This is a genomic window from Micromonospora wenchangensis, from assembly GCF_002210435.1.
Taxonomy (GTDB): domain Bacteria; phylum Actinomycetota; class Actinomycetes; order Mycobacteriales; family Micromonosporaceae; genus Micromonospora; species Micromonospora wenchangensis.
In genome coordinates this window covers 50,198-74,054 of the sequence record NZ_MZMV01000028.1, presented here as the reverse complement: position 1 = coordinate 74,054, position 23,857 = coordinate 50,198, and the positions used below count along the sequence as shown (strand labels likewise).

17 protein-coding genes are annotated in these 23,857 nt (G+C 72.0%); 13 read left to right on the top strand and 4 right to left on the bottom strand.

Annotation, left to right across the window (positions count from 1 at the left end):
* Window positions 1–48 precede the first annotated feature (48 nt).
* The gene (locus tag B5D80_RS17750) at window positions 49–795 is read left to right on the top strand and encodes a siderophore-interacting protein (protein WP_211291559.1); all 747 of its coding nucleotides are present in this window, start codon (window positions 49–51) and stop codon (window positions 793–795) included.
* A 135-nt stretch (window positions 796–930) separates the two neighbouring features.
* On the opposite strand, the gene B5D80_RS17745 is transcribed toward B5D80_RS17750, so the two are convergent.
* Entirely contained in the window at window positions 931–1,167 is a 237-nt protein-coding gene (locus B5D80_RS17745; protein WP_211291558.1) for a cold-shock protein, read from the bottom strand.
* Window positions 1,168–2,196: 1,029 nt separating this feature from the next.
* Here B5D80_RS17745 and B5D80_RS17735 point away from each other — a divergent pair.
* The 11 genes from B5D80_RS17735 to B5D80_RS17685 all read left to right on the top strand — a co-directional run bounded on the left by B5D80_RS17735 (window position 2,197) and on the right by B5D80_RS17685 (window position 20,188).
* Window positions 2,197–5,070 (top strand): helix-turn-helix transcriptional regulator, encoded by a 2,874-nt coding sequence (locus tag B5D80_RS17735; RefSeq protein WP_088644998.1) that lies wholly within the window; start codon window positions 2,197–2,199, stop codon window positions 5,068–5,070.
* Window positions 5,071–5,151: 81 nt separating this feature from the next.
* The gene (locus B5D80_RS17730; RefSeq protein WP_088644997.1) at window positions 5,152–5,388 is read left to right on the top strand and encodes a DUF5988 family protein; all 237 of its coding nucleotides are present in this window, start codon (window positions 5,152–5,154) and stop codon (window positions 5,386–5,388) included.
* Between the two features lie 129 nt (window positions 5,389–5,517).
* Complete coding sequence (locus tag B5D80_RS17725; protein WP_158224207.1) at window positions 5,518–6,960, top strand: acyltransferase domain-containing protein; 1,443 nt, start codon at window positions 5,518–5,520, stop codon at window positions 6,958–6,960.
* A complete protein-coding gene (locus B5D80_RS17720) occupies window positions 6,957–12,956 on the top strand; it encodes an SDR family oxidoreductase (RefSeq protein WP_088644995.1) in 6,000 nt (1,999 codons plus the stop codon). Before B5D80_RS17725 ends, B5D80_RS17720 begins: the two co-directional genes overlap by 4 nt.
* A gap of 17 nt (window positions 12,957–12,973) precedes the next feature.
* Entirely contained in the window at window positions 12,974–13,993 is a 1,020-nt protein-coding gene (locus tag B5D80_RS17715) for a 3-oxoacyl-[acyl-carrier-protein] synthase III C-terminal domain-containing protein (protein WP_088644994.1), read from the top strand.
* 3 nt (window positions 13,994–13,996) lie between these two features.
* Window positions 13,997–15,448, top strand: coding sequence for a cytochrome P450 (locus tag B5D80_RS17710; protein WP_088644993.1), 1,452 nt, complete (start codon window positions 13,997–13,999; stop codon window positions 15,446–15,448).
* 10 nt (window positions 15,449–15,458) lie between these two features.
* On the top strand, window positions 15,459–16,640 hold the full coding sequence (locus tag B5D80_RS17705) for a Rieske 2Fe-2S domain-containing protein (protein ID WP_088644992.1): 1,182 nt from the start codon (window positions 15,459–15,461) through the stop codon (window positions 16,638–16,640).
* 51 nt (window positions 16,641–16,691) lie between these two features.
* Window positions 16,692–17,579 carry a 3-hydroxyacyl-CoA dehydrogenase family protein gene (locus B5D80_RS17700; protein ID WP_245854701.1) on the top strand — a complete coding sequence of 296 codons (888 nt, stop codon included), beginning with the start codon at window positions 16,692–16,694 and terminating at the stop codon, window positions 17,577–17,579.
* Window positions 17,579–17,881, top strand: a complete 303-nt coding sequence (locus B5D80_RS17695; RefSeq protein WP_088644991.1) for an acyl carrier protein — start codon at window positions 17,579–17,581, stop codon at window positions 17,879–17,881. Before B5D80_RS17700 ends, B5D80_RS17695 begins: the two co-directional genes overlap by 1 nt.
* On the top strand, window positions 17,874–19,004 hold the full coding sequence (locus tag B5D80_RS17690) for an acyl-CoA dehydrogenase family protein (protein ID WP_245854698.1): 1,131 nt from the start codon (window positions 17,874–17,876) through the stop codon (window positions 19,002–19,004). The genes B5D80_RS17695 and B5D80_RS17690 overlap by 8 nt, the downstream gene beginning before the upstream one ends.
* Window positions 19,005–19,063: 59 nt before the next feature.
* Window positions 19,064–20,188, top strand: coding sequence for an HAD-IIIC family phosphatase (locus tag B5D80_RS17685; protein WP_245854697.1), 1,125 nt, complete (start codon window positions 19,064–19,066; stop codon window positions 20,186–20,188).
* Window positions 20,189–20,231: 43 nt separating this feature from the next.
* Here B5D80_RS17685 and B5D80_RS17680 read toward each other — a convergent pair whose 3' ends face one another.
* Window positions 20,232–20,900 carry an O-methyltransferase gene (locus B5D80_RS17680; protein WP_088644990.1) on the bottom strand — a complete coding sequence of 223 codons (669 nt, stop codon included), beginning with the start codon at window positions 20,898–20,900 and terminating at the stop codon, window positions 20,232–20,234.
* Between the two features lie 197 nt (window positions 20,901–21,097).
* On the opposite strand from B5D80_RS17680, the gene B5D80_RS17675 reads away from it, so the two are divergent.
* Window positions 21,098–21,775, top strand: a complete 678-nt coding sequence (locus B5D80_RS17675; protein WP_088645020.1) for an HNH endonuclease family protein — start codon at window positions 21,098–21,100, stop codon at window positions 21,773–21,775.
* 169 nt (window positions 21,776–21,944) lie between these two features.
* Here the strand turns inward: B5D80_RS17675 and B5D80_RS17670 are convergent, their stop codons facing one another.
* Both B5D80_RS17670 and B5D80_RS17665 read right to left on the bottom strand, forming a co-directional pair.
* Window positions 21,945–22,313, bottom strand: a complete 369-nt coding sequence (locus B5D80_RS17670) for a hypothetical protein (protein WP_088644989.1) — start codon at window positions 22,311–22,313, stop codon at window positions 21,945–21,947.
* Between the two features lie 25 nt (window positions 22,314–22,338).
* Window positions 22,339–23,553: an extracellular solute-binding protein gene (locus B5D80_RS17665; RefSeq protein WP_088644988.1), complete on the bottom strand. Its 1,215-nt coding sequence runs from the start codon at window positions 23,551–23,553 to the stop codon at window positions 22,339–22,341.
* Window positions 23,554–23,857: the final 304 nt, after the last annotated feature.

The following is a 23,857-nucleotide window of genomic DNA, read 5'->3' as shown; positions in this document are numbered from 1 at the left end:
TTGCCGATCGGCAAGGAACAGTCTCGACTCCGATGGTGAGGACCGATTGTGAAGAGTCGTCTGCTCGACCGCCTGCTGGTCGCCGCCCGGGTTCACGCGGTCGAGCCGCTGGGTCCCCGCCTACGGCTGGTCACGCTGACCGGGCCCGATCTGGCGGGTCTCGACTGGCTGCCCGGCCAGCACGTACGCCTGCAGCTCGCCCCGGGGCCGGCCGCCGTCGACTGGTTGGTCGGCACCCTGCGCACCTACACGGTGTGGAGCTACCAGGACCAGACCATGGAGCTGGTCGTCTTCGACCACGGGGACGGCCCCGGCGCGCAGTGGGCACGCACCACCCGACCCGGCGACGAGCTGATGCTGATGAAACCCCAGGGCGCCTTCGTCACCGCCCCGGCGCCGTACCACCTCTTCGCCGGGGAGGAGACCGCGCAGGCCGCCTACGGTCCGATGCTGCGCGCACTGCCGGCCGACGCCCGGGTCTTTGGCCGGTTCGAGATCGACTCCCCGGACGAGCGCCTGAACCTGATCGACTCCCACAGCGAGCGCCCGGACCCGGAGAGGGGCAGGGACCTGGAGTGGAGCTACCGCCGGGGTCGGTCCGCGGCTTCCTCGCAGACGCTGGTCGAGGCCGTCCGAGGACTGGAGCTGCCCGCCGAGCCCGGCCGCGCCTACCTGGCCGGGGAAGCCCGGACGATCCAGCTGATCCGCCACCACCTGGTCAAGGAGCGGAACTGGCCGCGCCGCAACGTGATCACCAAGCCGTTCTGGACCCTGGGACGCAAGGGGATGGACTAACGCATCGTTTCTTGAAACCTGCATCTGCGTTCTGGGGCGGTAGGTGCATTCTGCTGGGGGTGGTCTACCTCAGATCCAGGACCGCCGCTGAGATCACAGGTTGTCTCGACAGCACTGCTGGCGCGTTGCGTCGGCTCAGCAGGCGGCGACTTCGACAGCTCGGGCGGGGTAGCCGTCCTGGCCCGGGACCTCGTAGTGGCATCGCACTCGCTGACCCGGCGTCAGGCTTCGGTATTCCGTGGGCCCTGCGACGATGTGGCTGAAGTGCACCCAGACGGTCAGGTCAGTGTGATCGAGGGCGACGGTTCCCCAGCCTTCTTCCGGGTGCCAGGTGTCCACCACGCCGCTGTCCTGCAGACCCTGAGCACTCACGATTGCCAGAGTATCCGCTGCTGTGTTCCAGGCACGGCGATCACGGCAGCCAGCATCAGGGAGACGACTGCGGTCCGGGCCATCCGTAGCTGGTACGCGATGATCGCCGGCCCGGCGACGTCGGCTCCCGGACGCTCGGACCGGTGTGTCGGCGGGGCCGCCAGGGTGGTCAGCACCGGAACCCGGCCCCGGCGATGGTCACGCAGGCGGCTCGGGTGATGCGGTCGGTGCCTGGGTGGAAAGGCGTGCGGCTGGAGCGCTTCCGGATCCGTTCGTGTCTGGTCGCTGTGGCGGCGCGACCGATCACGGCGGCCGTCGTCGTGATGCACCGTGCCGGCCGTCTCGCCGGAACCTGGCAACTCGTGTGGTGGTGATCCGGTCGGCAGTGTGCGGGGAGCGGGGGCGGTCCGTGGCTGTTACCGAAGGTGCGTGAAGATTCACTCAGGGCTATCGGATTTGACGGGCAGCGATGTAGCATCGAACTCGGCCTTGGGAGATCAAGTCTCTTTCCGGGTCGTGATTGGCGTGCTGATTCGGCGACCTCGCCGGACTTGATGTGAAGGCGGGCAGGAATTCGGCAATCCCTTCGCGGTGACGATGTGAATTCATCCTGTCGGCCTCGCCTCCTTCGGGCGTGGTGACAGGCTGCGGCGGTGGCGGGGCGGCGCCTGCCCGCCGTCGCGGCACCCACCGACCATCACAATTTAACCTGACCGAAACGTATTGTGCGATCCGGCAACGGCCCTGGTGGTGCGACTGGAAACCGGCGCGCCGCGAACTCGACGAGCATCCCTTGATTTTTCAACTACTTCCTATGAAGATGGCTCACCATAGGGTGTTGCGGCGGCGATATCAGGCAATTTTGTGATCTGGTGGAGGTCGATCAAGGCCCCCTGCCAGTTCATTGCGGCCCGGTGCGGCGGTCGCCATAGAGGTTGATTAACCGGCCGACACGGTGTGATGTGAGGCGGCCGGTCCAGGACAAGAATATTCGTCGTCGGAGAGACCGCCGACGGCAATTCACCTTCGATGGGAATGCTGAGAATAGGCCCGGAGTTCGGGTCCGAGGTATGGGTCGGGCGAGAGCGTGAGCTGAGTCTCACGCAGACAGCGTTGACCCGGCTGGCACGGGGGAGCGGCTCGGTGCTCCGGCTGGTCGGTGAGCCGGGTATAGGCAAGACCTCGCTGCTCGCCATCATCGACCAGGCCGCGGCCGACTGCGGCTACCAGGTGTTCCACGCCGTCGCCGACCAACTTTCCCACCAGTCACCGCTGAGTGTCCTGCTCGCCTGCCTCGGCGTCCGCCAACGGCCGGACGACCCGTCCCGGGCGGAGATCACCCAGACCCTGCTCGGCCGGGCGCCGGCCTTCCCCGCCACCGGGTCGACCCTGGCCGCCGTGGCCGACATGCTGGTCAGCCTCGTCGACGACCTGTGCGCGGCGGGCCCCACCGTCCTGATCGTGGACGACGCACACTGGATGGACGAACCGTCGACCGTGGTCTGGCGACGACTGGCGTCCAGCGCCGAACACCTGCCCCTGCTCCTGGTCGCCGCCCACCGGCAGGACCCGTCCCGGCCGACCCACACGCCTGCCGGCGGTGGCCGGGGCCACGAACACCTGCTGAGCCTCACCCCGCTGGACGACACGGAGGTCTCCCAACTCCTGACCGGGCTGCTCGGAGCGCCACCCGGCCCGACCCTCAGCCGCTGGTCCGGCGCGGCGGTCGGTAACCCGCGCTATCTGCACGAGCTGGCCGACGTCCTGGCCCGGGAGGACCTGGTCCAGGTCGTGGCGGGACACGCGGACCTGCGTGACGACGACGACCGGATACCGCCGGCCCTCACCGCCGCGTTGACCAGCCGGCTCGGTCTGGTGCCGGACGCCGGGGACGTGTTGCGGACCGCCGCACTGCTCGGCACCGAGTTCACCGTCACCGACCTCAGCGTCGTGCTCGGCCGGCCGGTGCGGGCCCTCGCCGACGTGGTGCAGAGAGCCGTCGCAGCCCGCATCCTCGCCGGCTCCGGACAGCGGATGACGTTCTGCCACCCGTTGATCCGCCAAGCCCTGCACGACGCCGTCGCGCTGCCGCTGCGTCGGGCACTGCACCTCGACCTGGCCCGGGAGTTGGCCGCCGCAGCCGCCGCACCGCTCACCGTGGCACGCCAACTGGAAGCGGCGGGCGGCGTCGAGAACCGGTGGGTGCCCGACTGGCTCCAGCGATCCGCCCCCGCCCTGGCGGACGCCGACCCGGCACTCACGGTCCGGCTGCTGCACACCCAGCTCGGACAACTTCCCACAGACGACCCGCACCGGGCCGCACTGAGCGTCGCACTGGCCCGCGCACTGCAACTGCTCGGCCGGTGGGAGGAGGCCGCCGACCGGGCCCGCGAGGCCCTCGCGTCGTCCACCGGACTGGACGCGCACGGCGAACTGCACTGGCTGCTGATCCGCGCGCTCAACAACAGCGGGAAGACCGACGAGGCCGAACTGATCCTGCGACAGGCGCTCACCCGACCGGCGGCGATACCCGAACCGTGGCGCGGACGCCTCCTGGGCACCCTGGCCCTGATCACCCGGGCCGGCACCGGCGGGCCGGACGAAGCCGAAAAACTCGCCGCCGAGGCACTCGACGCCGGCCGCCGCTGCGGCGACGACTGCGCGATCGCCGGCGCCAGCGTCGTGCTGTCCCTCACCCACTCCGACCGGCGTGACCACCCGGCCGCACTCCGGTACGCCGAACAGGCGCTCACCACCCTCGTCGGTCACCCCGACCACCCCGAACTGGAGATGTTCGCCCTGCACTGCCGCGTGGTGAGCCTGCAGGACATGGCCCGGTGGCGGGAAGCCGACAGGGTGCTGCGACTGTCCCGGGAGATCCGCCGCCGGGCCCACGACATCGCCGCCGGGTCCATCGGCGTCACCGAGGCGACGCTGCACTACTGGGTCGGCCGCTGGGACGAGGCACTGACGGCACTGACCCCGGTCCCGGACGACCCCTGCGGCCCGTTCTATCCGGGCCTGCACCGGGGCGGACCCGCGCTGCTACGACGGGGTGTCACCGCGCTGATCGCCGTCCGACGCGACGACCGCGCGCTCGCCGAAACCCACCTGCACACCGGCCCGGAGGTGCCCGCCGGCCGCAGCACCGACGAGGACAGCGAGGGATTCCTCCTCGCCGCCCGGGCCGTCCACGCCGAGCAGCAGGGCGAACCCGAACGGGGCACCGCCCTGCTCGCCACCATGTTGCAGCACCGCCCCGACACCGGAACCGGCCCCCACCACCCGTGGTTCGCGGACCTCATCCGGATGGCGTCGGCCTGCACGGACACCTCGACCGTGACGGCCACCCTCGACCTGGCGCGTCTGTGGACCGAGGCCGAGAAGACACCGGGGCGGGCCGCGGCCATGCGGCAACGCTGCGTCGGCCTGGCCACCGAGGACCCCGGGCCGCTGCGCACAGCCGTGCAGCACTACCGGTCGGCCGGCCCCAGGACCGAGTTGGCGGCGACCCTCGAAGACCTCGCGGTGGTGCTGGCCGGCCACGGCGCGACCGACGAGTGCCGGGCGGCCGCCACCGAGGCGATCGGCCTGTACAGCCGCATGGGCGCGACCTGGGACGTCCGTCGCACCGAGGCACGGCTACGGGGCAGGGGAGTCCGCCGAGGAGTCAGCGGCCCCCGCGCGCCCCGGCCGGTGTCGGGCTGGGCGGCGCTCACCGCCACCGAACGGCGCGTCGCCGTGCTCGTCGCCGAGGGTCGCTCCACGTCGGAGATCGCCACCACGATGCTCCTGACCCGCCGCACGGTCCAGACCCACATCTCCCGCGCCCTGCACAAACTCGGACTGCAGAGCCGCAACCAGATCGCCCGGGAGGTGCTGCGCAACGCCGGCGCCCGATGACGGATGACTCGCCGACCTTCAGGCGGTTTTCTGCGTCAGCTGACGCATGTCTCATTCGTCCGGCCCGGGGAAGCTATCCGCATGACCGTCCCCGCCCAGCCGGACGACACCACAGCCCCCCACGCCACCATCCGGATCGCACTCGAAGGCGGCCCGGCGAGCCTGCCACCCGAGCTGCGCAGCCAGCGGATCCCACCGGACGCGCCGAAGGTGAAGATCCCGCACAACGGTGGCTACGAGCACTTCGAACGCCCCGACGACAGCGACACCGAGCCGCTCGTCTTCCGCTGGGCGTACCGGTCCCGCATCGCCGAGTAGCCGGCGGGGAACCGGCCCCGGGCGCGGGGGATACCGCACCCGCAGGTCGCACGTCGTCGATTGTCCCTGCGCCGGCACGGCGCACCACAGCACAGCCCGACCACCGGGATGGAAACGAGGGTGACGCACATGGTGGATTCTGTCTTCGTCATGCCCGGCACGGTGGCTGCCCCCCGTACGGGCACCCTGCGCGACCTGCACAGCCGCTACGAAACGGTCCGTGAGGCGCTGACCCTGATCGACAAGGCGGCCCGCGAGTCGGGACTGCCCGACATCAGCACCCGGCTGATCGAGGACGCCGCCGGTGAACGCCCCTACAGCCCCGAGGTGCACTACCTGGAGATCTTCGCGGTCAGCCTCGCCACGTACCACCTGCTCGTCGCCGAGGGCGTCGAACCGGTGGCGATCGTGGGGCAGAGCATCGGCGAACTGTGGGCCCTGGCCGCAGCCGGACACGTCTCGGTGGGCGACGCGGCGCGCCTGGCGGTGGCCCGGTCCCAGGCACTGACCCGGCAGGCCTGGCCGGGCACGATGCTCGCCGTCGGGGTCGACGGCCGCCGGGCGGAGTCACTCGCCGGGCTGATCGGCCACCCGCACCTGGTGTTGGCCTGCGAGAACACCCCCCGACAGAGTGTCCTCAGCGGACCGAGACGGCAGATCGACGAGGCCGAGCGGGTGGCCGAGGCGCTCGGCTGGCCCAGCGTCCGCCTCGACGTCCCGCACCCCACCCACACCCCGGCCGTCGCCCAGGCCGCCCGGGACCTGCGGGCCTCCGCACCCCGCGTGTCCTACGGCGGCGGACGGTGGCGGGTGTCCTCACCATGGCTGGGCCGCGACATCGGCGACGAGGACCCGGTCGAACTGGTGGCCGGCGCACTCACCGCCCAGGTCCGGATGCTGCACACGGTCCGCGCCCTGCACGCCGCCGGCGCGGACACGTTCATCGAATGCGGGGAGTGGCCGGTCGTCACCCGGTTCGTCGAGGCCTCGGTCCCGGGCGTCCAGGCGGTCGTACCGCTGAGCGAACACGACCCGGTCGCGGCCGTCCGGGCGCTGGTCGCCAGCCGCACCGACACCGCCCCACCCCCGGTGCGGACGCCGGCACCCCTACCCGTCCCGGCATCTCCTGCACCCGTCGCGCCTGCGCCGCCCGTCGCGTCCCCGCCACCGCCACCCGCCCCCGCCGTCCCGCCGCCACCCGTGGCGACCGCCGCCCCGGCTGCGCCGCCCGTCCTGACCCCGCCGACGCCGGTGGCACCGGCCTCCCCCGTCACGGTCGACCCACCCCGGCCCGCATTGGACGCCGACCGGCGGTACGCGACGGTCCTGGCCGAGATCCGCGCCCTGTACGGCGACTACCTGGGCTACCCCCCGGAGTTGCTCGGCGACGACGACGCCCTGGAATCCGACCTGGGCGTGGAGTCACTCAAGCAGGTCGCCCTGCTCAGCCGGGTCGCCGACCGGTACGGCCTGCCGGACCTGCGCGCCAACACCTCCCTGCTGACCGTCGGCACCCTGCGGCGGATCGCGCAGGCCGTCGTCCAGGCGCAGGCGGAGGCGACCGCCCGATGACCGACACACCAGACCTGCACGGCCGGGTCGCGTTGGTGACCGGCGCGGCCAAGAGCCTCGGCGCGGACATCGTCCGTCGACTGGCCGCCTGCGGCGCACACGTCATCGTCAACTACTTCCACTCCGTCGACCAGGCCGAACTGCTGCGCACCGAACTGGCCGAAGCCGGCCTCAGCGCGGAGTTCATCCGGGCCTCGGTGGCCAAACGTGGCGAGATCGACCGGATGTTCGACCTGATCCGGCAGCGGCACGGCGGCCTCGACTTCCTGGTCAACAACGCGGCCGGCGGCGCGTTCCTGCCCCTGTTCGACGTCGACGACACCTACTGGCAGCGGGCCTGGTCCACCAACGTCATGGGCGCCTACCACTGCTCCCGCCGGGCCGCCGAGCTGATGGTCGGCCGCCCGGGAGCAGCCATCCTGTGCCTGTCCAGCGTCGGCGCCCACCAGCCGGTCCCCGGCTACGGCCCCGGCGGCGTCACCAAAGCCGCCCTGGAATCCCTCGTCCGGTACCTGGCGCTGGAACTGGCCGACCAGGACATCCGGGTCAACACCGTCCTGCTGGGCTCCGTGGCCAGCGAGATCGTCGTCAACCTCGACGACCCGGCCGCCGCGATCGGCGACTCGCCACGCGCCAGCGACCTGAACCGCCGCACCATCTCCACCCCCGATGCGGCCCGGCTGCTTGTCCACCTCCTGCACCCGGACACCGGGTTCATCACCGGGCAGACCCTCGTCGCCGACGGCGGCATCAGCATCGGCGGCATGCAGGGCCTACGACTGCACAGCAAACTCGCCGCGCAGGTCGGCGTGCCTTCCCGAACCCCCCTGCCGCCGCCCACGACGGCAGCCAACGCTGTCGAACCGGCCCCGGCCGGCACCGAGGCCGCCCCCGAACCGGCCCCCGCGCCCACCGCGACGGTCACCGAACCGCAACCGTCCACCACCGCGGCCCGTACCGGCCCGCAACCGGACCGGACCACCGAAGCCGTCGCCGCACCGCAACCCGCCGCCGCGACACCACGTCCGGTCCGCCACCCGCAGCCGCACCGCCCACAGAGCGGCCCCGAACACGACCCGGACGCCATCGCGGTGGTCGGCCTCGGGGTGGTCCTGCCCGGCACCAACAACCCCGCCGACCTCTACGACCGGCTCCGGGAAGGCGCCCTGCTGGCCAGCGAACCGTCCGCCTTCGACCTGCGGCACTTCTGGTCGGCCAGCGCGACGGACACCGACAGCTTCTACATCCGGGAAGCCGGCTACGTGCAGGGATTCGTCCCCGACCCCGCCTCCGTCGCCGAACCCGACGGAATGCTGGGACACCCCGGCTGGCCACGGACCACCCGGTGGCTGCGCCACTGCACCGTCCAGGCCCTGACCGGAGTGCACCGCCGGCCCGGCGACCGGTGGCTCGCCGCGACCACCGGCATCCACGACCAGACCGGACTCGGCACGCAGGGCATCGTCCTCGGCGACGAGTACCGACGCCTCATCCGCGACGCCATCCAGCGCAGCGGCGACGACGACTGGCTGGCCGAACTCGCCGACCACGCCATCAGCGCCCACTACGGCGGCGACGGCGGCAACCCCCTGGCCTACCTGCCCGCCTCGGTGTCCCGTAACGCGCTGCGCGGCCTGATCCCGCCCGACGCCCAGCACCTGACCCTCGACGCGGCCTGCGCCACCGGACTGTTCTGCCTCGACGCCGCCGTCAAAGCCCTCCGCGAGGGAAGCTGCGACGTGGCGCTCGTCGGCGGCACCTCGGTGATCGAACCGATCGGCTTCACCCTCTTCTGCCGGGCCCAGGGCATCACCGCCAGCGGCCGGATCCGCCCCTTCGACCAGGCGGCCGACGGGACACTGATCGGTGAGGGTGCCGTCATGCTCGCCCTGAAACCGTACGCCCGCGCGGTGGCCGACGGCGACCACGTCCACGGCGTCGTCCTCGGCACCGGACTCGCCGCCGACGGCCGCGGCAAGGGCATCCACGCGCCCGCCACCCGGGGACAGGAACTGGCGATCAGCCGGGCCTGGGCCGACGCCGGCGTCGACGCCGCAGACGTCGACTGGGTGGTGGCCCACGGCACCGGCACCCCCGTCGGCGACGAGGTCGAACTGCGCTCCCTGCTGGCACGACTCGGCGAACGGGACCGGCCGTGCCTGCTGACGTCGAACAAGCAGGTCTTCGGTCACACCGGTGTCCTGGCCGGACTCGTGTCGGTGGCGCACGCGCTGGTCGCCCTCGCCCACCGCACGATCCCCGGCCACACCGTCGTCACCGACCCCCACCCGCTGCTGGGCGACGGCACCCGCCTCACGGTGCCGGTCACCGACGCACCCTGGCCGGTCGACGAAGCCCGCCCACGGATGGTCGGGGTGTCCTCGTTCGGTCTCGGCGGGGCCGACGCCCACGTGGTGCTCGCCGACCGGATACCGACGACCCGACCCGCCCCCCGACCGTCGCTGCCCGACCCCGCCGCCGACGCCGAGGACCTCGTCGTCGTCGGCTGGAACACCCACCTGCCCGGCCTGGACCGCGACCGGGTGCCCGCCTGGCTCGTCGGCGACGGCCCCACCCCGCAACCCAGCTTCGGCAGCCCCTACCCGCTGCCGTCCCCCCTCGACGTGCGGATCCCACCCCGCACGATGCGGCACATGGACCCCGCCCACCTGATGATGCTCCAAGCCCTCGGACCGCTCCTGACCGACCTCGGCGAACCGGGAACCACGCTGCGGCCCGGCACCGCGATCCTGGTCGGGGCGAGCCTGCCGACGACGCACAACGCCCGCGCCGCACTGCGGGTCCACGCGCAGGAGTGCGCCGCCACCTTCGACCTGCTCCCCGACCCCGGGCAGGCCCAGACACTGCGGGAGTACCTCGCCAAGGCCCTCGCCGACGCCGGCGACGTCGTTCCCGACGAACTCAACGAGGACGACTTCACCGGAGCCGTCTCCTGCATCCTGTCCGGCCGGGCCGCCAACTACTACGACTTCCGGGGCTTCGGCACCAGCGTCTACGCCCACCGCGACTCCACCCACTGCGCCCTCGACCTGGCCCTGCGCCAGCTCCGCCACCAGGCCTGCGACCTGGCTCTCGTCGGCGCGGTGAGCCTGCGGCCGATCAGCGGATGGGACGCGCACCTGGACACCCTCGTACCGGCGGGCCGCACGGTCGCCGAAGGCGCCGCCGTCGTCGCCGTCGCCCGCCGCTGCACCGCCCGGGACCACGGCCTGCCCATCCTGGGCACCCTCACCACGACACCCGGGCGCACCGCCGACGACCCGCCCCACACCCTGCCCGCCGCCGCCGGCGCCGACCGCACCTACCTGGCCCTCGACGCCCTGCTGGCGGTGCTGCGGGGCGTCGTCACCGGCACCGGCACCGTCGTGTCACCGGCCGCCCCCGGATCACCCACGATCCGGTTCACCGGACCGACCGGCCCCGACCCCGACGGGGCCGTTCCGGACCTCGCCGAGCAGCCCATCGGCCGCCGGCAGACCCTCCACCTGCGGCCGCTGACCCCACCGGACCCCGACGGGCCCGCGATCCCGGCCGGGAGCATCGTCGTCACCGACACCCCGGACCTCGCCACCGCCGTCACCGGGCCCGACATCGCCATCTGGTCACCGGGACCGGGAGTCGACGCCGCCAGCCACGTACCGCCCGACGCCGCCGCCGACGCCCTGGCCGGCCTACCGTTCGTGCCACGCCACATCCGGATCCTCACCCGACTCGAAACCCCCGCCGACGACACCGACGACACCGAAGCCACCCGCCTGGAGGACCTCCAGGACCTGGCGTTCACCACCATCCAGGCCGCGCTGCCCGCCCTGCGGGCCGGCGGATCACTCGCCGCCGTGCTGCTGGCCGCACTACCGCAGGCAACGACCCACCCCCTCGCCGGCCTGTTCACCGGACTCGTCCGCTCCGTGCGCGCCGAGATCCCGCAGTGCGGCGGAAACGCCCTGATCACCGACACGTCGCACGCCCCGACCGCACTGGCCCAACTGGCCCGGGCCACGACCGCCCGCGTACCGACGCACACCCTCGCCTGCCGCGGACAGACCTGGTACGAACTCACCGTCGCCGACGACGAGCCCGCGCACCGGACCCCGCAACCCGCCCTGCCCCCCGGCGCGGTCGTGGTCGCCTTCGGCGGGGCCCGGGGCATCACCCCCGAACTCCTCGACGCCGTGGCCCGCACCACCGACCGGCCCCACCTGTACGTCATCGGCCGCACCCCGCTACCGGACACCGACGACGAACTGCCGTCCCAGGCCGCGTTCATCGCCGCCGGACGCCGCGACAACCCCGACGCGTCGCTGCGGGACCTCAGGACCGCCTACGAACGTGCCCAGGCCCGCCTGGAGGTACGCCGGACCGTGCACCGGCTCACCGAACTGTGCGGACCCGACCGGGTCCACCACCGCGTCGGCGACGTCCTCGACGCGGACCGGACCACCGCCGTCCTCGACGAGATCATGGACCGGCACGGACGCATCGACCTGCTCGTCAACACCGTCCTCGACCTGCGCTCCCGGGCCCTGCACGCGAAGACCCTGACCGACTTCCGGGCGGTCCGGGCCACCAAGGCCACCGGCTACCGCAACCTCAAACGCGCCCTGGCCGGCCGGCCACCCCGCGTCTGGTGCAACTTCAGCACCCTGGCCACCCTCGCCCCGGCACCCGGAGACGTCGACTACTGCGCCGTCAACGAATACCTGGCCTACGCGAGCGCCTGGGCCGACCGCACCGCACCCGACGGACACCGCGAACTCGCCATCCTCTGGAGCGGCTGGCGGGAGGTCGGCGTCGCCAGCAGCACCGCCATGCAGGAGACCCTGCGCCGCAACCGGATGGACGCCTACATCAGCAGCAGACAGGGCGCCGCCCAGTTCCTCCACGCGGTGACCCGACCCGGCAACGGGGCGGCGGTCTTCTTCATCCGCGACGAGGAACGCGTCCTGCTGGGACAGCGGGGGATCAACACCGACACCACCGGCGGCCCGCTGCCACTGCCCGTACCGGACGCCCCGCCACCCACCCCACCCGACCCGACCCTGGCCACGCCGCTGCTCGACGGCGTCCTGCTGCGCGGCCACCGCTGGGCGGTGTTCACCAAGACCTGGGAACCACACACCCTCGCCGAGCAGGACGGCCGGTGGATGCGCCACCACCGCGTCAACGGGGAGTACGTCCTGCCCGGCACGTTCGCCCTCGAAGCCGCCGCCGGCGCCGCCGTACACCTCTGCCCCGACCTCACCGTCACCGGATTCCGTGACCTGGCCTGCCACACGTCGGTGACCGTCAGGTCCGCCGGCCCACCCCGCACCATCACCGTGGAGGCCCGGCTCACCGACCGGTCCCCGGACCGGGCCGTGGTGGCCGTCCGGATCACCACCAACCGGATCGGCCGCAACGGCAAGGTCCTACGCTTCAACGACCTGCTCTGCGAGGCGACCGTCGTGCTCGCCGACCGGCACCCCGCACTGCCCGCGCCGACCGACCAGACGGCGCACCGCCCCGAACCGGACTTCACGATGCCGGTCTACTCCGCCGACCTGCCGATCACCCTCAGCGGCCCGTTCGCCGGAACCGGCGAGTACGCCCGGGGACCCCACGGCACGAGCGCCACCTTCCGCCTCGACCACCAGGCATGGAGCCCGGCCCTGGCCGGGATGACCGTACCGGCGATCCTGCTGGACGCCATGGTGCACCTGCTGCTCCTACCACCCCACGGCGACCGGCCACCCCTGGTCGGCCCGATGGCCGGCATCGAAACCGTGGACCTCGGCGGGCCCGGCAACGACTGCCAGCTCAGCGCCGCCCACCCGACGATCCGACTGCACTGCCGCTTCGCCGACGGCACGCTGACCGCCGCCACCCCCGACGGCCACGTCCTGGCCCGCGTCACCGGGGTCAGCGCGCACGCCACCGACCACAGCGGAAGGCTGATCCGGCCGCACGCCGACACCCCCCAACCGGCCCTTCCCTGACCGCCGAGGAGACAACGGTGCTGTGGCACGACATCACGATCGCCGGAACCGGCTCCTGGATACCCCCGATCCGACCCGAACACGACCCGTGGGACGGCACCCGGACCGGCCGGCCGTCCATGGCCGCCACCAACGGATTCACCTCCGCAGCGGTCTCGACCGGGCAGACCGCGACCCAGATGGCCGCCCGCGCCGCCCTGCTGGCACTGCACCACGCCAACGTCCCCAGCACCGACGTGAGCCTGCTGGCCCACGCCACCTTCCAGGACGAGGACCACTACACACCCGCGCCCTACCTGCTGCGGGTCCTCGGAGCCACCCGCGGCACCGGCATCGAGGTCGGCGCGGCCAGCGACGGCGGCGCAGCCGCCCTGGTGACCGCCGCCGAACACCTGACCGCCCAACCCACCGCCCCGGCGGCCCTGGTCACCGCCGCCGCCCGCTTCCCACACCAGCGGTGGGCCCACGTCCGCGACATCGGCTACGTCGCCGGCGACGCCGGAGCAGCCGCCGTGCTCACCCGCGGCACCGGCTTCGCCCGACTACTGGCCACCGCCCAGGCCACCGAACCGCAACTGGAGGTGCTGACCCGCGCCGGTGAACACGACGACGCCACCGGCCCCGGACGACGCTTCCTCGCCGAACAGACCGGGCTCCTGCCCCACATCGACACCCTGCGACGCCGCACCCGCCACTGCGTCGACACCGTCCTCGACGAGACCGGCCTGACCGCCGCCGACATCTCCCACGTGGTGGCCATCGCCATCGGCTCGGCCGTGCTCGACCTGGTGCTGTCCGGGCCCCCGCTGCACCGCCGCGCCACCGACACCAACTGGACCTTCGGCCGCCACCTGGGTCATGCCGGCCCGTGCGACGTCCTGCTCGCCCTCGACCGGATGTTCCGCACCGGCGCACTACGGGTCGGCGAACGCGTCCTCGTCGTCAGCTTCGGCCTCGGCTTCCGCTGGACCACCGCCCTGATCGAGATCACCCGCCCGCCGCCCGGCGGGACGACGGCAGACCGGAAAACAAGGTGACCCATGACCGCGACACGCACGACGACCACCGCGTCGGTACCCCTGGCACCCGGCGCACTACCCCTGCTCGGGCACGCGTTGCCCCTGCTGCGGGACCCGCTGGCGTTCATCCGCTCCCTGGCCGGATACCCGACGATGGTGCGGGTCCGGTTGGGCCCGACCACCGCACTGCTCATCTGCGACCCGACCCTGACCCGGCACGTCTTCGTCAACGACCGCACCTTCGACAAGGGCGGCCCGATCTACGACCGGATCCGGGAGGTCATCGGCGACGGCTTGTCCACCTGCCCGTACCCGCTGCACCGGCGACAACGACGGCTGTGCCAACCGTCGTTCCACCCGCGACGCCTGCACGGCTACGCGGCCGTGTTCGGCCGGGCCTCCGACGCCACCGCCGGTTCCTGGCACGACGGTCAGGTGCTCGACGTCACCCGGGAGATGATGACCCTCACCACCCAGGCCACCATGGAGACGATGTTCAGCGGGTCCCTCCCCGCGGAAACCCTCCGCCGGGCCCTGGCCGACACGAACACCGTGGTGAGCGCCTTCTTCCGCCGCATGATGACCCCGGCCCTGCTGCGCCGGCTGCCGACCCCCGCGAAACGACGCTACGACCAGGCCCGCGCCCGGCTGTTCGCCACCATCACCGACATCGTCGCCGCCCGCCGCGCCGACCCCACCGACCACGCCGACCTGCTCTCCGCACTGGTCGCCGCGGTCGACGTGGAAAGCCGCGACCACGAGCAGCGGCTCAGCGACTCCGAACTGGCCGACCAGGCCCTCACCTTTTTCCTCGGCGGCATGGAAACCACCGCCATCACCCTGGCCTGGGCCCTGTACCTGACAGCCACCCACCCGGAGATCCAACGCCGACTCCACGCCGAGACCGACACCGTCCTGGCCGGCGCCCTGCCCGGCCCCGAACACCTGCCCCGACTCGACCTGGCGGCCCGGGTGGTCACCGAGACCCTCCGGCTCTACCCGCCCGCCTGGATGATGACCCGGACCGTCACCGGCGAAGCCGAACTCGACGGGGTACGGCTACGCCGCGGCGACACCCTCGTGCTCAGCCCGTACCTGATCCACCGTCGACCCGACCTGTACGCCGACCCGACCCGGTTCGACCCGGACCGCTGGCTCGACACCTCACCCGACCGGGCCAGCTACGTCCCGTTCGGCGCCGGCGCACGCAAGTGCATCGGGGACCAGTTCGCCCTCACCGAGGCGATCCTCGCCCTCACCGCCGTGACGGCCCGCTGGGAGCTGACCCCGGTCGGCGACGAACCCTTCCGACCCAAGGTGGAAACCAGCCTGAGCTCGCGCGGGCTGCGGCTGCGGCTGCGGCAGCGCCAGGCGACGGAGACCACCGCAACCCACTCGCCACCGGTCGCCACGTCGCAGCCCGTGCCGCCGGCCGTCGGATCGGGCCCCGGCGTCTGCCCGGTCGCCCACTAGGAGAACAACCATGAAACCACTGGTCAAACAACTGCTCCGCGACCACGAGATCCGGCGGCACACCGCCGCGCCGGCCGACCGCCTCCACCCGCCCACCCGTCCCGACCCGAACGGGTGGTTCTGCGTGGCCTTCTCCGACGAGGTCCGTCCCGGGACCATCACCACCCGCCCGTTCATGGGCGGCGAGGTGGTCGTCTACCGGACCCCCCGCGGGCTGCTGCGGGCGGTCAACCCCCGCTGCCCCCACCTCGGGGCACACCTGGGCGTCGGCAGCACCCTCGACGGCGAGGAACTCGTCTGCCCGTTCCACCGGTTCGCCTTCGACCCCTCCGGGGCCTGCGTACGCACCGGCTACGACCTGCCGCCACCCAAGGCGACCCTGAGCCAGTTCCCGGTCTGCGAGGCCAACGGATCGATCTACGTGTGGTGGCACGCCCTCGGCCTCGCCCCGCAGTGGCAGGTCCCGACCTTCGGCATGGACGATCGGCAACCCTACAGCCACAACACCTTCGACATCGCCGGCCACCCGCAGGACGTCATCGAGAACGCCTTCGACTGGGGTCACCTCCCGGCGCTGCACGGACTGCGGGACCTGGTCATCGAGGGGACACCGGTGATGGGGGAGCCGGTCAGCACCGTCACCGCCACCGCCCGGGGCACCGTCATGCGCCAGATCCGCCAGTCCTACACCCTCACCGTGATCGGACTGGCCACCATCGCGGCCCGCACCCGGCTGCCCAACGGGGCCGGCGACCTGTACGTCATGCTGCACGCCACCCCCACCACACCGGGCCGGATCCACCTCCGGATGGGCACCAAACTGGAACTGGCCGGCCTGCCGTTCCTGCCCGAGCGGGCCGCCAAGGCCACGGCGATGCCCGTCGCCCGGCTGCTCGGCGTCATCGCCCAACGGGTGGCCTCGGTCGACACCGGCGCGGACCTGCTGATGTGGCACCACCAGGAGCACGTCGAACAGCCGAAGCTCGCCCGGGGAGACGGCCCCATCGGTCGGTACCGGCAGTGGGCCCGGCAGTTCTACACCGACCCCGGCGTCCCCACCGACGGCACCGCCACCGACGCGTCCGCCGTCAACGGATCACCGGCAGCCAACGGATCACGGTCCGTCAACGGATCGTCGGCAGTCAACGGATCGTCGGTCGAGGGGCGGAAGGCGGACCACTCCGAGGTGTGACCGCGGCCGGCGTGGCCCGCGAACCGGGCCGGGCAACGAAGGGAGACCCTGGTGACGGGGCAGAACGCAACACCGGATGCGGGGCAACGGCTGGCGGTGCTCGGCGCGGGGGTGATGGGAACGGGCATCGCCGCGCTGGCGGTCGGGCACGGCATCGCCGTGTCGATCATCGACGTGGACCGGGGACGGCTGGCCGATGCCACCGCCCGGGTCGACCGGCAGGTCCGCACCGCCCGGCTGATGGGAACCCTGCCCCCGGACGTCCGACCCGGCCCGCTGGACGTCGGACCGTCCCTCACGGACGTCCCGACGGGGCGGACCGGCCTCACCGCCGTGGTCGAGGCGGTCACCGAGGACCCCTACGCCAAGGCGAAGGTGCTCACTGAGGTCTCCGCCCTGGTGACACCCGGCACCCCGGTGGTGTCCAACACCTCCTCCATTCCCATCGACGAACTGGCCCGGTCGGTGGCACGACCCGAGGACCTGGTCGGCAGCCACTTCATGAACCCGCCCTACCTGATCCGGACCGTCGAGGTGATCCGGGGCCCCCGCACCGGCCCGCACACCCTGGACGCCGTACGCCGGCTGCTCGCCGTCCTGGGCCGCGAGCCGGTGGTGGTCGAGGACGCTCCCGGCTTCGTCACCAGCCGCATCCTGCACCCCATGATCAACAATGCGGTCCGGGTGGTGGCCGCCGGCACCGCAAGCGTCGAATCCGTCGACACCCTCCTACAGGGATGTCTGGGACACCCGACGGGTCCGCTGCGCACCGCCGACCTCATCGGCCTGGACAACCTGGTCGACTCCCTGTGGGTGCTGCACGAGCGCACCGGCGACGAGAGTTGCCGCCCCTGCGAGCTGCTGCTGACCAAGGTCCGGGCCGGGCACCTCGGCCGCAAGAGCGGGCGGGGTTTCTACCACTACGAGGGAGACCTGTGATGACTGTGCCATCCGACCAGGAGGTGTCGGACACCGGCGACCGTGTCGACACCGTCACGGCGGAGCTGGTGCGCTTTCTGACGGCGCGCACCGGGCGGGCCTGGCCGCCGGACACGGACCTCTTCGCCACCGGCGGACTGTCGTCCCTGTTCGCGATGGAGCTGGTGGTGCACCTGGAGCAGACGTACGGGGTCTCCGTGCGCGGCACCGACCTGCGGCTGGACAACTTCCGGACCGTACGCCGGATGGTCGCCCTGGTCGACCGGCTCCGCACCGGCGAGCCCGGCGACCACGGTGCCTGACACCATCGCCGCCGCACCCGCCGTCACCCCCGCCGACGCCGCCACGGTCGTCGCCCGCCTGGTCGGCGACCGGGCGGGCGACTGGGACCGGGCGGGCCGGCTACCCGCGGAGGTGGTGCGCGAACTCAACGCCGCCGGCCTGCTCGCCCCCCAGATCCCCACCGGGTACGGCGGACCGGGCTGGAGCAGCCTGGACAGCGGCGAGTTCACCGCCCGGGTCGGCAGCCTGTGCAGCTCCCTGCGCAGCGTCATGACCTCCCAGGGGATGGCGGCGTGGGCCGTCGAACGGTTGGCCGACCGGGCCCAGGCCAGGTCGCTGCTGCCCCGCCTGGCCGCCACGGACACGGCCGCCGTGGCCTTCACCGAACCGCAGGCGGGCAGCGATCTGTCGGCCATGACCACCACCGTCACCGTCACCGGCGACACCCTGCGTCTCGACGGCCACAAGGTGTGGGTGACCGCCGCCGACCACGCCGACCTGCTCCTGACCTTCGCCCGACTGGGTGACCAGGCGGCCGTGGTGGTGGTGCCCCGGGCCACCCCCGGGGTACGCGTACGCCGGCGGGCGGAGCCGCTGGGATGCCGGGCGGCTGGACACGCCGACGTGTGGTTCGACGCGGTGCGGCTGCCCACCAGCAGCCTGCTCGGTGCCGGTGGGCAGTCGATGTCCCTACTGGTGACCACGGCGCTGAGCTACGGCCGGATCTCGGTCGCCTGGGGGTGCGTGGGGATCCTGCGGGCCTGCCTGACGGCGGCCGTCGAACACGCCGGCTCCCGCCACCAGTTCGGCCGTCCGCTGGCCCACCACCAGCTCGTCGCGCGGCACCTGGCCGACCTGTGGTCCGCCGAGCAGGTGGCCACCCGCGTCTGTGAGCACGCCAGCCGCTGCTGGGACACCGGCTCGCCCGACATGGTCACCGCCACCGTCCTGGCCAAGTACGTGAGCGCCAGGCACGCCGCCCGGGCCGCCGCCGACGCGGTCCAGGTCCTGGCGTCGGCCGGTGCCGTCGACGGGCACCCCGTCGCCCGGGCGTACCGCGACGCCAAGCTCATGGAGATCATCGAGGGCAGCACCGAGATGTGCCAGCTGATGCTGGCCGACCACGTGGTCAACCGCCGGTGACCCCGCCGCCGCGCCGAACGCCCCACACCGCTGACGAACGCCAGCCCGAAGGAGCCGACGTGACCCACGAGGTCCCCACGGTGCCACCCGCGACCGTGAAGTGCCTGGTCTGGGATCTGGACGACACCCTCTGGCGAGGTGTCCTGCTCGAAGCCGAGCAGGTCGTGCTCCCCGACCCGATCCGGGCGGTGATCACCGGCCTCGACGCCCGGGGCATCCTCCAGTCGGTGTGCAGCCGCAACGACCACGAGCCGGCCTGGGCCCGACTGCGCGCGCTCGGCGTCGCCGAGTACTTCGTCGCACCGCAGATCGGGTGGGGACGCAAGTCCGACGCCGTCCGCCGGATCGCCGACCGGCTCGGCTTCGCGCTCGGCACCATCGCCTTCATCGACGACCAACCGGCCGAACGGGCCGAGGTCGCCTTCCACCTGCCGCAGGTACGCTGCTACGACGCCCGCGTGGCCACCACCCTGTTGGACCGCCCCGAGTTCACCCCGACGTCGGTCACCGCGGACGCCCGGCGACGCCGGCAGATGTACCAGGCCGGTCAGCGGCGGGCCGACGAGCAGGCCCGGTTCACCGGCCCGGCCGAGGACTTCCTCCGCTCACTGGAACTGGTGATGCACATCCGGCGGGCCGACGCCGCGACCCTGGCGCGCGTCGAGGAGTTGACCCTGCGGACCAGCCAGATGAACGCGACCGGCGTGCACTACCCGGACCGGGTGCTGCGGACCCTGATGGCCGACCCCCGGTACGAGGTCCTGGTCACGACCCTGACCGACCGGTTCGGGCCGCACGGCGCGGTCGGTGTGCTGGTCCTGGAGAAACACCCGGGAGTGTGGCACCTGCGGCTGCTGGCCACCTCCTGCCGGGTGGTGTCCTTCGGCACCGGCACCGTCCTGCTGACCTGGCTGGTGGACCAGGCCGCCCGCGCCGGCGCGCACCTGATCGCCGACTTCCGGCCCAACGACCGCAACCGGATGATGGAGATCGCCTACCGGTTCGCCGGCTTCGACGAGGAACCCTGCGCGTGCCGGGACCACATCGCCGTCGACGCCGACCGCGCCGTCCAGCGACTGCACCTGGTGGCCCGTCGGCAACCCGCGCCGTCGACGTTCCACCTGACCGCCCCCGACCTGACCGCCCCCGACCTGACCGGCCCCGGGTACGTCGGCGCGGGTTGACCGCCCACATCCGGCCCGCACCGGTGCGACGGCGGTGGGGGAGTCAGTCGGACCGCCTGCGGGCCAACGTGATGCCGTCGGCCATGGGAAGCAGACACACGTCCACCCGTCGGTCGTCCCGGATCATGGCGTTGACCCGCCGCACCCCGGCGGTGTCCGGATCACCGGCGTCCGGGTCGACCACCCGACCGAAGAACAGCGTGTTGTCCACCACCACCAGCCCGCCGGGGCGTACGAGTTGCACAGCCAATTCGTAGTACTGCGGGTAATTTGCTTTGTCGGCGTCGACGAAAACGAGGTCGAAACTGCTGCCGGTGCCTTCGTCGAGCAATTTATCCAGGGTTTCGATCGCCGGCCCGATGCGTACCTCGATACGGTCGGCGACTCCCGCCCGGTGCCAGTACCCGGCGCCGATCTCCGGCCACCGTGCGCTGATGTCGCAGGTCACCAGCCGGCCGTGCGGCGGCAGGGCGCGGGCCATGCACAGGGTGCTGTAACCGGTGAAGGTGCCCACCTCCAGCACCCTCGTGGCCCCGACCAGGGACACCAGCAGCGCGAGCAGTTGCCCCTCCTCGGCCATCACCTGCAGGGACCGCCCGCCGGGTAATTCACCGGTGTGCGTGCGTAGCGCCCGGAGGACGTCGTCCTCCCTGAGCGAGAATTCCCGGACATAGGCCAGAAGCTTCGGGTCGACCCCGATCTGATCAGCCACGAAGGCAATTCTATAGAGAATTCGTTGTCGTGCTCAAGGCGTGGCGTAAACCATTTCGTGGCCGTGCACGTACCCGGGCGGAGTCCACGGGTGGTTACTCCCGATCTTCGCGGCTCTTCACGAGGACGCCATCCCGCCGTCATCTACATCGACGATAATGATTGCAGTTGCTGTCGATGGTGACCTGGAGGCACGGCATGGCACGACCGACCACGAAGACGCCCGGAACCGCGCGACCCCGGGTACGTGCCGTGACGCTGGCACTCGCCACGCTCGTCGGCGCGGCCCTCTCGACCACCGGTGCGCCGGCGGCCTCGGCGACGCCGCCGGGGATCCCCTCGAAGGCGACGGCGCAGTCGCAGCTCAACGCCCTCACCGTCGCCGCCGAGGGCTCCACCAGCGGCTACTCCCGGGACCTGTTCCCCCACTGGATCACCGTCAGCGGTAGCTGCGACACCCGTGAGCAGGTCCTCAAACGCGACGGCACGTCGGTCGTGGTCAACTCCTCCTGCCAGGCCACGTCGGGGCGCTGGTACAGCCCGTACGACGGGGCGACCTGGACCGCCGCGTCGGATCTCGACATCGACCACGTGGTCCCCCTGGCCGAGGCATGGCGCTCCGGGGCGAGTTCCTGGACGACCAGCCGCCGGCAGAGCTTCGCCAACGACCTGTCCGGCCCGCAGTTGATCGCGGTGACCGACAACGTCAACCAGTCCAAGAGCGACCAGGACCCGTCGACGTGGCAGCCGCCGCTGTCGTCGTACCGGTGCACCTACGGCAAGATGTGGATCACCGTGAAGCACACCTGGGGCCTACGACTGCAGTCATCGGAGAAGTCCGCCCTACAGAGCATGCTCAACACCTGCTCCTCCTGATCCGCGGGCGACCGACACCTGCCTGACGGGGCTGGCGTACGGGCACCTGCCGGAGCACGACACGACCTGCTGGCAGCGGTGTCGACCTACCCCGGAACTGACCCGAGCGATCTGGCCGGTGCCCGCCGACGCCGCCCGGGGAGCACCGGTCCGCCGACGCGACGACCGCTCACCGACCGGGCGGCTGACCCGTGGTGCCCGCGGCCTCCGGCCCGGCGGCGTCCCGCGCCGGCCCGACCGTGGCCGCGGCGTCCGGGCTCGTGGCGGTCTGCAACTGGTACGACCGGTAGGTCAGCCAGAGCGCGACCAACCCGGCCACGGCCGCCGCCACACTGGCGATCTGGTCGGCCAGGTCCGGGCCGAGCGCCAATACCCCGACGACGATGACCAGGACCGCCAACCCGCCGAGCGCCACCGTGCGGACCTGCTGCTTGGCCAGGTGCGCCGTCCAACGGCGCGGGATCACCCTGATCACCAGCTCCGCCAGGATGATGCCGGCCATCACCAGGATCGGCACCTGCCACGGCTCGACCTTCACGGACCCTCCTCCACCCGGTCTGCGGTCACGCGAGCGCCGCCTTCATGGCGGCGATGAACTCCGAGGTCAGGTCGGACTCACCGCGCAGCATCCGGGCGGTGTGGTCGACGAACACCTCGGCGAACGTGCGGTATCCCGGGTGCATCGGCCGGGGCCGGGCATTCTCCACCGCACCGCGTAGTGCCTCCAGATGCGGGATGACCGCCTGGAGGTTCCTGTCGTTGTACGCCTCGGCCAGGGTCGGGGCGAAGCCGTGCCCGGCGAGGACCTTCTGGGCCGCCGTGCCGGTCATGAAGTCGATGAACCGCCGAGCCTGCTCGGGGTGGGGGCACGTGCGCGCCAGGGCGAGGCTCTGGCCGCCGAGCACCCCGGACTTCAGCGGGTACACCTTGATTCTTCCGGTCAACAGGTCAGGGTCCTTACGCTGTTGGAGTTCGCGGTACTTGACCGGCCAGTTGCGCATGAACGTCGGCTTGTCCGCGACGAACGTCTCCAGGCTCGCGTTCTCGTCGCTGGAGAGCCGGACCTTCCCGGCCCCGATGGCCGCCCGCAACGGTTGCAGCGCCCGCTGCCAGGGTTTCAGCTCGAACAGGAGCTCACCTGTCGAGCTGAGCAGGTCAGGGTTCACCGACAGGGCGTGCTCCAGGATGTTGACCAGGAAACCCTCGTTGTAGTTCGACGAGTTGGGGCGCAGTTGCCCGACGAACGAGTCCTTGCCGGCGACGGTGTCGAGCACGACCGACAAGTTCACCTCGTCGGGCTGGTCGGCCCCGGGGTTGCGCCAGAACAGCATGCCGACGTCGGTGTTGAGCGGCGCGGCCCAGTAGCTGTTCGGGGTGTCGTCGACCTGGTGGAGATTCCGTACCGACGCCAGGAAGTTCGGGTCGGTCAACCTGATCGGGGTTATCAGCTTCTGCGCGGCGAACTCGGGGATGTCGACGACGTCGAGGTTGAGGATGTCGGCACTGCCGTTCCGGGCCGCCGTCAACAGCCTCGTGCGCTCGTCGCCGGAACCGCCCTCGACCTCGTCGGTGAACCGGGCGGGGGTGTCGGGGTTGGCCTGGTTCCACATGTCCAGCAGCAGCTTCCGTGCCCCGGTGGGGTCGGCGCCGGTGGCGAGCCGAAGCTCGACCGGTGGCGGGCGATGTCCGCCCGGCAGCAGGTAGACCGCCGCGGCGCTCACTGCGCCACAGGTCAGCACCCCGCTGAGGAAGGAGCGCCGCGAATACTGCTCGGGCATGGTGCGGACTCCTTCGATCCAGGCCGGTCACACGTACGCAACGAGTCATTCATCACATTACGCTTTGGTGCTGGTGAATGCCCTGCCAGCCGGGAGCGGTCGGCTCAGATCGTGCTGTCGGAAACCGGATTCAGCGCTGCCCGGCTTCGCTGCTCCCAGGTGTCGACGCAATTATCGACACTGGGATATGCGGACGAGGCGGCGACGTCACACCACTGTCGACCGGCCGCCTGCTGTCCGGTGCCGCGCGGTGGTGCTGCCCGGACGTCGGCCGCGGCCGGTCGAGGATGCACGGGTGTCGCGC

Bases quoted from the DNA above. Each gene is read 5' to 3' on its own strand.
- B5D80_RS17720 (WP_088644995.1), top strand. From the start codon at position 6,957: ATGACCGACACACCAGACCTGCACGGCCGGGTCGCGTTGGTGACCGGC.
- B5D80_RS17725 (WP_158224207.1), top strand. From the start codon at position 5,518: ATGGTGGATTCTGTCTTCGTCATGCCCGGCACGGTGGCTGCCCCCCGT.
- B5D80_RS17735 (WP_088644998.1), top strand. From the start codon at position 2,197: ATGGGAATGCTGAGAATAGGCCCGGAGTTCGGGTCCGAGGTATGGGTC.
- B5D80_RS17705 (WP_088644992.1), top strand. From the start codon at position 15,459: ATGAAACCACTGGTCAAACAACTGCTCCGCGACCACGAGATCCGGCGG.
- B5D80_RS17695 (WP_088644991.1), top strand. From the start codon at position 17,579: ATGACTGTGCCATCCGACCAGGAGGTGTCGGACACCGGCGACCGTGTC.
- B5D80_RS17675 (WP_088645020.1), top strand. From the start codon at position 21,098: ATGGCACGACCGACCACGAAGACGCCCGGAACCGCGCGACCCCGGGTA.
- B5D80_RS17665 (WP_088644988.1), bottom strand. From the start codon at position 23,553: ATGCCCGAGCAGTATTCGCGGCGCTCCTTCCTCAGCGGGGTGCTGACC.
- B5D80_RS17730 (WP_088644997.1), top strand. From the start codon at position 5,152: ATGACCGTCCCCGCCCAGCCGGACGACACCACAGCCCCCCACGCCACC.
- B5D80_RS17710 (WP_088644993.1), top strand. From the start codon at position 13,997: ATGACCGCGACACGCACGACGACCACCGCGTCGGTACCCCTGGCACCC.